This window comes from Pseudomonas sp. WOUb67, assembly GCF_050058005.1.
GTDB classification, from domain to species: Bacteria; Pseudomonadota; Gammaproteobacteria; order Pseudomonadales; family Pseudomonadaceae; genus Aquipseudomonas; species Aquipseudomonas putida_R.
In genome coordinates this window covers 5,601,811-5,615,318 of sequence record NZ_CP170112.1, presented here as the reverse complement: position 1 = coordinate 5,615,318, position 13,508 = coordinate 5,601,811, and the positions used below count along the sequence as shown (strand labels likewise).

Annotated in this window: 5 protein-coding genes; 3 read left to right on the top strand and 2 right to left on the bottom strand. The window is 57.9% G+C overall.

The window, feature by feature from the left end; all coding sequences use genetic code 11:
* Nucleotides 1–193: 193 nt before the first annotated feature.
* Nucleotides 194–5,284, bottom strand: a complete 5,091-nt coding sequence (locus tag ABOC32_RS24800) for an RHS repeat domain-containing protein (protein ID WP_426809244.1) — start codon at nucleotides 5,282–5,284, stop codon at nucleotides 194–196.
* 2 nt (nucleotides 5,285–5,286) lie between these two features.
* The gene (locus ABOC32_RS24795; protein WP_426809243.1) at nucleotides 5,287–5,865 is read right to left on the bottom strand and encodes a hypothetical protein; all 579 of its coding nucleotides are present in this window, start codon (nucleotides 5,863–5,865) and stop codon (nucleotides 5,287–5,289) included.
* 319 nt (nucleotides 5,866–6,184) lie between these two features.
* On the opposite strand from ABOC32_RS24795, the gene ABOC32_RS24790 reads away from it, so the two are divergent.
* The 3 genes from ABOC32_RS24790 to ABOC32_RS24780 all read left to right on the top strand — a co-directional run bounded on the left by ABOC32_RS24790 (nucleotide 6,185) and on the right by ABOC32_RS24780 (nucleotide 13,455).
* Complete coding sequence (locus ABOC32_RS24790; RefSeq protein WP_426809242.1) at nucleotides 6,185–8,011, top strand: hypothetical protein; 1,827 nt, start codon at nucleotides 6,185–6,187, stop codon at nucleotides 8,009–8,011.
* Between the two features lie 85 nt (nucleotides 8,012–8,096).
* Complete coding sequence (locus ABOC32_RS24785) at nucleotides 8,097–10,562, top strand: hypothetical protein (RefSeq protein WP_426809241.1); 2,466 nt, start codon at nucleotides 8,097–8,099, stop codon at nucleotides 10,560–10,562.
* Between the two features lies 1 nt (nucleotide 10,563).
* Entirely contained in the window at nucleotides 10,564–13,455 is a 2,892-nt protein-coding gene (locus tag ABOC32_RS24780; RefSeq protein ID WP_426809240.1) for a hypothetical protein, read from the top strand.
* The last annotated feature ends 53 nt before the right edge of the window (nucleotides 13,456–13,508 follow it).

Below are 13,508 nucleotides of genomic sequence, written 5' to 3'. Positions count from 1 at the left end.
GTGGCGACTCATAGTAATCATGTGTACGAAGAGCTATTTGGTCGGGAGAATACGAGTGCGCACGGTAAAGTCATGTAGGAAAAAACTGATAAACAATCAGAAAATACTGCAGCTTATTTTTTATTCACAGGCATAAGGGCACCCTCTCGTGGGTTGTCCTTATGCCTGGTTTAAGTTTTTGTCTAATGTTCTTTTAGATAAACTTCGGATTCTTAGGCGGGAGGTATCTGTAGTTGGTTCGGCCTGGCCAGTGAAGTGTTCCCTCCTTTACTGCGCCGAGCGCACTTCCGCTCCAGTCAATAGTCGCCGGTTTAGATGGGGAAGGTGGAACTGGTGATATCGTAATTTCTTCCATATTGGTGCTTGGGCCGGGGGGTTGGAGGCTGACGGTGTCGTCTTCAAATGCGGGGTTATTTTTCAATACGCCTTTCTTGCCTGGTGGCATAACGTCCCAATCCAGCTCCCAAGTATTAGAGGGTTTGAAACTGGACGATGTGTCACCTATGGTTTCAATTTTTGCGATTTTCGCAGCGCGCGTTGATATTGGGCCTCCGCCCCGTTTGACTCCCCTGGCTACTGAACTTCCCGCTATGGATCGTCTGGCAGTACCTACTCCAATACTGGTTGTCTCCGTAACCGTCTGAGTGCCAACACTGGCGGCTTTACCCACTCCCTTCGCCCCCAGCCGGCTATACCCCATGATCCCCAACGTACTCAGCGCGCTGGCAATCCCCAGCCAGAACGCCCAGTCACTGGCCGCAGCGCTCCCTGTCACCAGTGCCCCCACAGAAACCGCCGTAGCGGCCACGTCAATGGCAAGGCTGGCTGCGCCAAACGCGAAGGCCATGGTCAGGCCTACCGGCGGCAGGAACATGAAGCTGACCACTGCAAACACAGCACCCAGCGCCACCCCAAGCCAGGATCGCCAATCGGCCTTGGCCTTTAATGGTTTGGGCGGTACGTACGGCGCCTCCATGCTGTGCCGCATGCCGTAGTGGCCGCTTGGGTCGCGCCAGTTGACCGGGTTGCCGCCGCAGTACACATACGGGTTGATACCGGCATCTTCTGGTGCCGCCGTGTCCGGGCTGTGGAAGCGCATCAGCCCAGGGTTGTAGGCACGGTAGCCGCGCCCCAGCAGCGACCAGCCCAAGGCCCGTTCGCGGGCTTCGCCATTGAAGCCGAGCATGCCCACCAGTTGGTCGTTGTCCGGTGAGTCGCCATAGGCTGTGTACGCGTTATCGTGCAGTTCATCACTGCTGCATTCACCCACCACGCTGTTTGCCGCGTCGGTCGCGTACAGCCGGTTGTCTGCAGTTTGAGCCGGGCGTTGCAACCCCAGAGGGCGGTCGCCTGCGTACAGGTACTCGGTGAGCAAGTCGGCATCGCGTGTACTGCTTACCCGGTAGCCCTGGTAACGGCGTAACACTTCCGGGTTTTGCTCATGGCGTACGCCGATCAGGTCGTTGTGGCCGTCATAGCGGTAGCGGTACAGGGGTTGCCCATCGCTGGCCCGTTGTACCTCGCTCAAGCGACCATGGTCGTCGTACACCAGCGTGTTGCCTTGTTCGTCGTTCAGCAGGTTGCCTTCGGCATCGTGCTCGAACGCCTGGCGGGCCGGATAATCGGGTTGCAGGGAGTGCTCCGCCAGTTTCAGGATGAAGCCGTCGTAGGTGTAAAAGGCCTCGTCAGATGCGCCATCGGCAAAATCGGTGTAGCACTCAGTGAGGTTGTTCAGCTCGTCGTAGACGAAAAACTGATTCTTGATAGCCCGGCCAGCAGCGTTGCGCGGCAGTGTGGTGCCTTGACAGGTGTGTTGCTCCAGCCGGTCGAGCGCATCGTAGTCGAAGGTTTCCAGCAACACTTGTTGGTTGTCACGGGTGAGGGTGCGGGTGCGCAGCTGGTCATCTTCCTGCCACTCCAGCGCGATGCTTTGGGTGAGGGTGGAGCCATCTTGCCGGGTGAGCGTTTGTTCGCGGTTTTTCTCTCGGCCAAGTTCGTCGTAAGTCTGCTCGCACAACAGTACCTGTTTGTTGGCCAGGTCCTGGGTCGTGGTTTTCCAGAGCCGCCCGAGCGTGTCGTATTCGAACGTGGCCGCCAGGTTACCTTGGCTGGTCTCTGTCAACTGGCCCAGCTCGTTGTAGTCGTGGGTCACCTCTGCGCCGCCACTTTCGGTGTAGCCCCATGGCAGGCCCTGCAACGAATTGCGGTAGACACAGTGGTGGCTATTGGCGTCATGGCCCTCCCATTCGGTTTTGCACAGGTAGCCTTGATCGGTGTAGGTATAGGTGTGCTCGCCTTGTGCGTCGCTGGCCGTGCTGATGGCCGAGGTTTTGGTGTCGTAATCGAACGTCGTGCTCTTTACCGCGTCAACGTCGATCTGGTTGGGTTGGGCGGAGCGCGTGGGGCGGTAGTGGTACTTAAAGGTGCGCTGCGCAGTGGTGCGGGTTTCTACCAGCGAGGTGTTGCGCTTGTAGGTGTAGGTTTCATCTTGCAAACCCGCCTTGAGCGACTTCAACCGGTCGAGGCCATCGTAATCCCGTTGCCAGGCAAGGGTGGGTTCAACACCTTTGCGCCGCTCGACCAGCAGTTGTTCGGCCAATGGGGCTGCACTGTGCAGCGCGAACTGGCTGAGCACTGCCGACTGGTCGGGCCGTTCGGTACGGGTCACGCGGCCTTCGGCGTCGTAAGTGTACTTGCTGGTTCGGCTGATCGGCCTGTCGTTTCGTTTGAAGGTGTGTTCTTCGCTGATGCAGCGGCCAAGGCCGTCGTAGCTTAAGTCATGGCGGCCAACGGTCTGGCCTGCGTCGTCCAGGCGGTACTGACTCGACAGTTTGTCGAAGCGATTGCTCTCGGTAACCTGCTGCTGCTGGCGAACACCAGGTTTGTCTGGTGTTTCGACCCAGCGGGTAACGACGTCGCCGGCTTCGCCAAATGGCGAGTATTCGCTGTGCTGCGTAGCGCCGTTCGGCAAGGTGGTCTTGCACAGCCGGCTCCACGCATCGTATTCGAAGGTGGAGGTCAGCGTCAGGGTCTTGCCGTCGTAGTAGTCGAAGGCGGTTTCTTCGCTCAGTTGGCCCAGTTCATCGTACTTGCGCTGCGCAACCACGTTACGCTGCCGCGAATGTTCAGCACCCGGCGCGGTACCCGGGGCTAGCGTTTCGCGCTCTTCGGTCACCACCCGGCTGCAGCCATCGAAGGTAATGAAGGTGCTCACGCCCGTGCTGCCTGTGACCACCTGCGAGGCCAGCCCGGCAGCGCCTTCTTCAGGGTGGGTGACCAGCCCGTAGGCATGGATTACCTTGGCCTCGTCCACACCCTGGCCTGGCGCAACGGTTTCTTCTACCAGGCGGGCGAGCGGGTCGTAGCGGCGGCGAATGCTGTTGCCGGTGTCATCTTCTTCGTACACGCTCTGGCCATGCAGGCCAGACACGGCCATGCTGGTGGTCTTCTGCACCAGGTCGAAGCCGGACACCGTTTCATCGGTCCAGTACTCAAGGCCATGGTCCTTGTCGACGGCCTTGCGGTATTCCCATTCGACACGTGAACTGCGGCTTTCAATGGCCCGGCGTACCGGGTTGCTGCTGTCTTCACCGTAGCGGGTGGTCACCTGGTGGTCCGGGCGGCCGTGCAGGAAGGCATTGTCAGGCATGTTCAGGTAGGCCCGCTCCACCTTTATCAGCAGTTGTTCGCGCTCACCGGGCTGCCCGGCATCGAACACTTGCAGCACCTGTTCTGCGCAAGGTGCAAGCCATTCGCTCGCTTGGCCAAGGCTGGCCAGCGCCGGGTAGGCCTTGTAGGTCAGCCGGGTGCGTTGGACGGGGGCATCGCCGGGCTGATCCTGCACGGGGTAGACCGTCTTGCATTTGACGTTGCGCACAAAGCCTTGCGGGTCGGGCGGGCAGGCCCAGGTATCGCCATCCTTCTCGCCATCCTTGTCGTAGTACTCGTAGGTGACGCGTACACCCGTGGGGGCATGCTCTTCGGTGACGTTTCCGTAATCGTCATACAGGGTGGTGGCGGTTTCCACGTGCAATTTGCTGGCGTCACCGCGCAGCTTCCAGCGTTTGGTGATGGTTTTGGGCAGTTGGAAGTAGCGCGGTTGATCGTCGAAACTGTTGCCAGGGCGTTCATGGAAGAGAGTTTCGGTCTCTTCGATATGGCCATCTTCTTCAAGCGTTTGCTTGGTCAGCAGGTGGTAGCGGTTGAACGTTTGTGTCTGTTTGCGCGCGACCTTGCCCGCTTTCCAGTAATGCGCGGTGACGCTGTAGCGGTAGCTGGATTGCGCCCGGTACAGGTTGTCCTCGCCGTCGTCGCGCCAGCTGACGTTGCTGTTGCTGCCGACAAAGCTGTGCGCCACCTCGATGCTGTTTTCCTCATCGAAGTGCGTGTAGGTGTAGGTGGTTTTCAGCGGTGGCTGGTCGGCGCGGGGTTTGACTTCATGGGTGGTTACCCGTGGCAACACGCGTTGAGGTCGCGTGCCGGGCAGCAGGTGGCCCGGGTCGTCGTTCTCGCCATAGCGCACCTCCTCCACGGCGCCTGAAGGCGTGGACACTTTTGCAAGGCAGGTCAGGCCCCGGGCGGTGGTGTAGCCGAAGCGCCAGTTGCCCCCCACTTCGGGTGGTAGTTTTACCTCCACCAATGCCCGGTTTCTCATCTCCAGCATGTAGCGCAGAAATGGCTGTTTGTCGGCCCCGGCGCCTGGGTGCGTATCGATGGTGACCCTGCTGTCGGTGTACTTCAACTCCAGCAGCAGCGTGCCATTGTCATCAACGATCTTTTCCAGCCGGCGGTTTTCAGGGACGTAGCTGAGCGTTATCCCGTGGCCGGAGGGCGCCCTGACCGTGGCGGGCAGGGCGATGGGGTTGACCACGTCGTGCAGGGTAAGTATTTCAACAAGACCGGACTTGTGCTCTACACGGTACGGGCCTTTGCCGTTCTCGCCATCGTCGTAAAAGTGAAAGCTGTGAACTTTCTTTTCGCGAATAGTGGGTTGCCGGCCGGTACCTGTCACTTTGTAGCTTTCCCCCGTGTGCAGGGTAAGCATTCGAGTGGCGGGCACGTATCGGGTCATTGCCAGCTGCCAACCAGTACCGAAGCCTGAGTCCTCGTTGTTGAACGGGCTGTACGACAGGCGCAAGGGTAGGCCGGGGCCGGTCAGGTCGTTGCCGGCCGGCACTTGCAAGTCAATGGCCAGGTTGTACTGGCCGGTACGCTGGTCGACATGGTTCTGCACGAAGCTCTGGAAGTTGGTGGCGTTGCTGTGTACCCCGGAAGAATTGGCCATGATCAATTGCTCCGCGGGGCCATGGTGACCACGATGCAGGCGAGTTCCCCCTGCTTGATCGGGTTGCCTTTACCGATGATCCGGAAACCACGGCTTGGTGCATTGCTATCGAGGCCGCTGTTGGTCAGGTAACCCGGCTTTTCCGGGCTGCCCGCGTAGGTCCAGATCTTGTCGATGCCCAGTTTTTCCAGCGAAGCGTTGGCGCGGCTCGTGTCAAGTTCGACCCAGGCGCTGTTGGCTTTTTCACAGCGCTCGTTATCAGTGAGCAGAAATGTCGATTTGATCGGCACGTTTCGAATGCGAATGGAGTGAGGCTCTCTGGCGTCTTCCGGGCATTGTTGTTTAGGTAGCAGTTTCACGGTAGTGCCGCTGCCTGTTTCCGGTAGTTCCAGCCCGCAAGCAGGTTCGGAGTTGTTATCCACTGTCTGGTACAGGGCGAGGATGGGCGTTGGATCGGCGTGAGTTGAATCGGTTGTGGTGGCTGCAAAGGTGGCCGCACCCATTAAAAGCATAGGCGCAGCCAGCATGGCCTGTTTAATGGCCGTTGTGAGGCTGAGGCGGCGGGATTGTAAGTGCTTCATTTTTCAGGGCTCCCTGTTCGGGTTATTTGAACAGACATGAGAAGAATTGGTCTGGATTACTGGGCAAATAGCGGTGTGTTGTCTGTTCGGAGCTTATGCAAGTTGCCATGCTGTGACACCTGTCAGAATTAACAGGTGTGCTGAAGTACCGGGCGTTGGGTTCGATGCGGTTGCATGTTTTATCGGTGTTGTCACCTGGTAGATTTATCAGGTGCCCGCGTGCCGGACGGGCGAGTGCTACCTGTTATTTCTGCCAGTAGCCAGTCGCGGCAGTGCGCCGTAAAACTAAGGGCATCTTGAACCCGCTAGGAGTATGTTCATGGCGCCCAACCGCTCAGTGAAATACGGGGCTGAACAGTCCCCGCACAACCCTGCCCCTGAAATCCCGACGCAAAACGCGTGGGGTGAAATTGATGTCAAGAACATGAAGGGTGCAGACCTGGAATTTGTCATCACGGGGGCGGATATCAAGTTTGGTCAACATATCTTTCCGGTCTGGCGCGGCATCGCTGCAGACGGCACCCCTTTTGATGAACTTGATGCGATGGTTGAGGTGCCTGCAGATTACGACACTACAAAAACGATGTCGGCACGCGTCACTAATCGTTTTGTTGAACCCTTCGACGGTGGGTGGGCCTTTTTATCTTATAAAGTTGATGACGCCGCAGAGAGCACGCCGGATTCAATGCGTGTCATGTGTTACCTGGGTTTGCGCGACCGTAGTGGCGTTGCCGAAACCTTATCGGTGGCGCAGGCACGTGAGTCGCATGACCGTGTGATTGTTGCTTCGGATCTGGACACTGAAGGCGTGCGCCTGTTTGCGCCACGCTATCGAGCCATGCAGGTTGGCGACAGTATTGAACTGGTGGCGCGCAAGTTCAATGCTACAGGCGTCGAAGTAACGCCCCCGGCAAGCGAAGTTTACGAGGTGACCGAGGCCAACCTGTCCGAGCCCCTGCAGTGGCAAGTTGCCAAATCGCATTTCATTCGCGTGCAGGATGGGCGGGTGGAGTTCCAGTACACCATTACACTGGCCGGCAATGGCGAGAAAATTGAATCGCCGGTGCAGGATGTGGCGGTAGCAAGGGCGCCGAGCCCTGTCGACCTGTTACCCGAAGCCGAAGTCGATGGTTTTACGGGTACACCGCTTGACCCTGGCAAGTTCCCCAATGGCGTCACTGTTCGCGTACCTTCTTATCCAGGTATTCAAGTGGGTGACTACGTGCTGCTGCACTGGAAAAGCCCGGCCCGGATCGAGCCTGTGGTGCAGTTTGCACGCATGGATGCGAGCAGCCTGCAAGGCGATGAGACTGTCTTCCGGGTTGACGCCAGCCTGCTGGTAGCGGGTGACCATCAGGTGTTTTACCAGTTTGCGCGTGCGGGGCATGCCTTGACTTCCGATAGCCTGGACGTCGAGTTCGAAACGGCACGCAGCCTTGCAGCACCGGCCATCGAGCGTGCCGAAGCGGATACTCCGGGCACGCAAAAGCTATTGGCAGACAGCGCAATTCTCGGGGCGTATGTAACAGTGCCTGATATCCCTTTGCGCCCAGGCGAGCACTTTGAAGTTCATTGGGACGGTTACGAGAAAAACGGGAAGCAGGTTACCGACACACCTGTGGAAGCAGGCGGTCGACGGTTCAAGATCGATCCCGGCGTTGTCGCCGCGAACATGCATCAACCCGGTGCGGATAACAGCAGGCGTTTCACCGTGTTCTACCACATTGTCGGTGCTGATGGAGTGCGCTCGGCGCCTTCCGCCGCTGTGGACTTGCGTGTCCAGCCGCTGGTTATCGATATCAATATCAAGTGCCTGCAAGCGGAAACCAACGGCGAACTTCGGCGCTCCAAGCTCACCTCGAACGGTGCAATGCTCGAGGTATCCGGGGCGCTGCTCTGGCCTTTCGCTGCGCCAGGCCAGCCCTTCACGTTGGCCATTGAAAGCGGTGCGGTATTACGTAATCGGGTGGCTGTCACTGCTGGCGAACATAGTAATAAGCGGATACAGCAGTGGTTGAGTGTTGCTGTTTATAACACCCTGGAAGAAAACAAGCAGTACACCGTTAACGGGACAGTAAGTTTCGATAATGGCGACAGTTGGCATGCACTTATGCCGCTGCTGCTTACTCCGAAAAAGTCAATGTAAGCGACCTTGAAATTGGCGCGGTTGGGCAAGTTGTCCGGCGGCTGGCGTTGCATAACGAAAACATGAAACATGGAGATTGATTCTGATGAACAGTAAAATGCCTGTACTGACTCAAGCCGTGAGTGCTCTATCGCTTGAAGCGTTTCTTGCAGAAATGGACAAGGGTGCAAAAACCCTGAAGTGGGATGCGCTGCTGGTGTTTGACCGGGGCGCTGCCAACGCCCTGCTGACCCAGGAGTATATTGACCGTATCGCTATTGAAGACCTGTTTTTCCCTACGCTACCCGACAGCAGCGTCGACGCAGGTAATGGCATCGAGCATGTCTTGCTTGGCTTCACACTTGACAAACCACGGCTGTCTTTCGAAAACGCAAGTATCCAGGATTCGAGAGGCAAGCTGCAAATGCGCTTGGTGGGCGGTAAGCGCCTCGAAGTGATCGAAAGGTACCTCGACGGCGATCCTGTCAGGAGCGTACAAGCCCTGACGGTCTATAACGCCGCCACTCGCGGTTTACTGGATATGAATATCAGGCTGGAGGCCGTAGAAGGCTCCGTTGACGGTGAAGGCAAAGTCTTGCTTGATTTGAATGACGCATTCGACCACCTGTTCAATGGAGGAGGCACTACGAATGAGAGGATTCTCTTGGGGATTTATTTCCAGGAGGTGTTCGAAACCTGGAGTGAAAGAGATGAAAAACTCACCCAGTTCCCCCTCAGCGAGATGGTCGTTGCCGAGGGGTCGCCTATCAATCCGGGTACCTTTGGTCTTCGCACCCACGCGGCCCCGGGGGCGACTGTGCTCGGCAGTGAGGGTTATGGTGACGGCGCAGTGGTTGTGTTTGTTGCCATGAAAGGCAGCGCACCTGGCACTTACCCCCATGACGATGCGGCGATGCTGTACATGCTGCCTGATGCGGCAGAGCCGTATACCAGCAATTTAGTGTTGTCGCAAAAATTCATTGCCAGCCAGGTTTTGAAGCTTGGTTTTGAACAATTTGAATGGCTAAAGGGGAAATTCGATCTGGTAGAATTGCCTGGCGATCGTTACAAGCTGGTCGCCAATGAAGGAAGCGTTGTAGGTGGTGCTTTCGAATACCGTGATAATAATCATGGAGGTACTGTTAATACTTGGCGTTGGAGGCTGTCGATGGATGGCTGTCAAGCGGGGCTGTTCTCCCAGGGTAGTGAACTTACATTTGAAGACCGGTTGCTTAAAGTACGTTGGGCCTGCAATACCCAGGGGGGCACTTTGGTCTACTGGCTTCAGACTAACGAATCGGTAGGGCACACTAAAAATCTGGAAGTAACCTCGGAGGTGACGGTTGAGGCGTCTTATACCTTTGAAGTCTCTGTAGAAGGAGGTGAGGTCGCGCTGAAATTTGCAATGAAGGATTTCGCCTCGAATGTATCTGTCGAGATTGAAAATGACTTTGGTTCCGGGGACGGTCCTAAGGATGCCAGGGAAAAGTCAACAGGTGTAATACAACCGCTGATAGCTGCAATTAAGGCTGAGCTCCAGGCAAGGGTCGAAAGCCTCAAGAACATGACGTTCGAAATCGACGCTTTGCGCCTTAACAACCTGCTATTTCGTGGCGAAAACGTCGTCGAACCGCGCGACGTAGCCTTGCCGACCGACTTGACCCTGCTCGGTAACCTGGCGCCCAAGCGCAGCACGTTGCTCATCAGCCCTTCGGAACCGATCGTTGCAAGCGGTCAGGTGGTCGAGTTCAAGGCCGACTCCGCACCAGGCGTTGTCACCTGGAAAGTGGAAAATCTCCCCGGCGAAACCGGTGAAACCGGGGCGTTCAACGATCCATCGACGGGGCGATATACGGCGCCATCGGATGATGCGCTGCGTGCCGAAGGCCACCGCCGGTTGATCGTGACGGCCACCAGTGGCGAACGGGTCAGCAGGGCATTGGTTAGCGTTGTACCAAGCCAGGTCACGGTGAACCCGTGGGTAGCGGCGGTCGATTTGGGCAAAGGTTATTCGCTAAGTGCGGGCACGCCGGATTCTGCCGCGCTGACATGGGACGCCCCCGCGCTGGGTGCCGTCGGCCCCGATAACGATCCGCTGAACCCTGAGGGTTACAAGTATACCGCGCCGACGTCACTGCCCAAGCGTGAACCATCAGACCCGATACACTACGCGTCGCTGCGCCTGGACCCGGTCACCGTTCGACCGGCTGCCGGAGGTGCGGCAGCGACCATCGACATGCTGGTGGTTGGCTCGAAGAACGCTAATTACTGGTTGGAACCAGAAGCCAGGGACGATGGAAGCGTGGCGCTGCCGTTCTACACGCTCAACTTCGATTTTGAGAAGGTTGAGGTTTCCGGCGAGGTCGAATGGACAGTGCTGCGCGGCAGCGGAGACGTCGACCCGATTACCCGGGTTTACACGCCTGCGCCCGGTGCTGACGAGCAGTACGTGATCATATCGGCGTACTCCAAATCAGGACCCGGTAACTTCGACTACGTCATTTTGCCGCTGCCATTCGTTCCGGTGCGGCGTTACGCCGATATCCTCAATCCGGCGATCAAGGAGGTGTGAGATGGACCGTGATGTGAATAAGGCAACTTTCCTAACAAGCCTTGAAACTTCGGTGCGTCTCGGCTGGGGAGGCGTGCTTGCCCTGGACCGCAGGCTCCTTGACCTTGTACTTCGTGAACAGTACCTCGATGCGCTCGCTAATTTCGGCATGATGAACCCTATCGACCTGGAGGCCTACCTTGACGAGGGAGAGCGAATCAGCGTTTCGTTTGAAGGGTTGGTACTGGGCGCGCCCCAGGTCAGCTTCGAAAATGCGACCCGGTTCAGCCAGGACCTGATGTTGCGGATGAACATCCTCGCCGGGGAATATAGGCGGGTCGTGGACCTGCCTGGCAGCCCCAAACGCGTCGTGGAGAGCTTCACCATTACCGAGGCCATGGGTTTTCGGGTCGAAGCACCGTTGTCATTGCAGGTCGGCCGGCCGAAAGGTAGCCGGTTCACCTTGCTGGAGCTGGACCTTGCCAGTGCGACCAGGTTTTCCACCAACCTGGGGCCAAACCCTTATGTCAACAACATGATTGGTCGGCGCCTGCAAGAATCGATCAGCTACATGCGGGCTTACCACCGCACCTATTCCCTGGGCAGTTTCGTGATGGACGATTACTACCCGCTGAGCCCGGATCAGTTCATGGTGCGTACCATGCCGGCACCTTGGGGACAAAGCGAAGGCAGCCCTCGCCATGGTGACGGTGCGGTGCTGGTCTTCATGCAGCTGGGGATCGATGTGCGTCCAGGGGGGCAGCCAGACCCAGGTACCGACTTCCCTTACCCGATCGCCGAAGAGGCGAGCGGGCTGCCGGGTACCCTGATCCTCGTTCCGGATTTAGCGGATCTGGGGGCGGGAGAAATCAAGGATGTACTGAACACCTTCAGCCTGCCCAGCGGCCATGATTTTATTCCAGGGGCACCAAAAAACGGAGTCGATCTTGTTGTGCCCGGCAACTGGCGTAAAAACCCGCAAGCCGTAACGGTCGAGCCGGCCTTCGCGAAAGTGGTAGCCGGGAAGTCCGTGCCGTTCACTGCCGATGGCGCAACTGGCCCGGTGCAGTGGTCGGCCATCAACCTGAAGCGCCCTGCGGCGATCGGCTCATTCAGTGGCGCCAGCTACAGCCCGCGCCCTGCAGCCAGTTTCGTCGAGGCCCAGCAGATGGTGCTGGTGACCGCCACCTCGCCTGAAGCAGGCGGCGAGGGGCGCAGCCACGCCTTGGTGATGGAAAGTGCCCGTGCGGTGCACGTGGCACCGCGTGTTTCCACCTGGGTGCAAGGTGAAGACCCAATCGAGCTCCGTGCCTCTAGCGTCGAAGCAGGCAGGCTGGAATGGGCGCTGGTGGGCGCAGCGCTTCTGTCGGAGGGTGAACAACGCGTTCAGACGCTTGACGAGCCGATTGGGGATCTAGACGACAAGGGTGACGGTCGGGCCATTTTCACGCCCCATACGCCTGGTGGAACGCCCAGTTTCTTCAAAGTCCAGCGAATCCGTTGCACAAACCGGCTGACCGGAGAAAGCGCTGAAGCTGCGGTGGTAGTGATCAGGCGGTATGCGAGCCTGAACGTGGTTCCGTTCCATGTGGGGCAAGCGCTGTCGGTTCAACCCACGCCGTTCACCGTGATGACTGAAGATTTCTCGCAAGACCTTGGCAGCGCCATGATCTGGACTGTGAATGGGGAGGGGGAATTCGATGGCAACGTGTATATGCCTCCGGAGAATCCGCAATTGCCCATTGCCGTGGTGACTGCATCTGACGGCGTTTCGAACACCGGCTACGCCATCGTGGAGTTCAGCGAAGGGCGGCAGGCAACAGCCGGTCTGTTGTCATGGGAGGGCCTCGGCACGTTTGAACTCAGAGCCATCGGTGCGCCCCAGTGCTTCGCCAACGGCTGGCAGCAGATCGAAGTCGAGGTCACCGTTGCAGCCGATGATGATCACAATGGACAACCGATCGATATCTCCGACGCCGACCTGGCAACCTTGAAGTTCCTGAATGCCGACAGCAATAACGATCTACCCTTCCTCGCGTCGATGGAAGAAGCCTTGAGCAGCGATGATCCAGGGGGAGAAGACTGGGCGGTAAACAGGTACGCAAACAACATCAACCGGCAACCTGCTGTAAACGGTGGGTCGAGCGCGCCCTTGCAGGCCAGAACCCGCCGGTTCTATTTCCATTCTCGTAAGCCGGGGATGATCAGGGTTATTGCTTCGATACAGAATACCTTGACAGGCAAAACGGTCACATCGTGGGGGAGTGGTGAGAAAGGCAGACTCGAGTTGCAGGCGCAGGACCTGCCTTCCTTCACACAGGAGCTCTATTCCTTCAAGCGCACCCGCGTGGCAGGGGAAGAGTCTCCGTCCGAAGGGGATGAGTTCGCTTATGTCGACAGAAGTACTGACAACTGGTTGCTTGAGCACGTCCTGAGGGAAAACCGGATCATCAAGTTTGCCCGCCTGTTCATCAGGGGTGCCGATAGAAAATCGGGTGTACGTTGGTCGTGGAAGCCCGGGTCGTCGACGCCGCCGATCAAAGACGACGATTTTGTCAGTTACACCGGCTTCTCGTTCCAGTCGGTGGATGGCGGAGTCCGCGACGAATTGTTGTTTGACGGGCTGCTCTACCGCATGGCGAAGCAGCGAGCGTATGCACTGCCGAAACTGATGCAAGGCGCGAAGCCGGGTGCCGGGCAACTGATGCTCACCCTGCAGCGGGATACGGGTTTCGTGCTGCAGAGTGGGCTGGAAGACCCGGCATATCGCCAGGCACTTGAAAAGGACCTGGTATTCACCCTTCTGGATGTGGAGGGCAACGAGCATCCGCTGACGTTTGCTTTTGCCGTCACGGCGGAAGAAGAAAGGCAAGGGATGACCCATCGGGACGTCCTGAAACTTTCCATTCGTTAAGCAATGGCTCACCTCGGCACAATTTGAGTGCTGGGGTGAGCACGCCACGACAC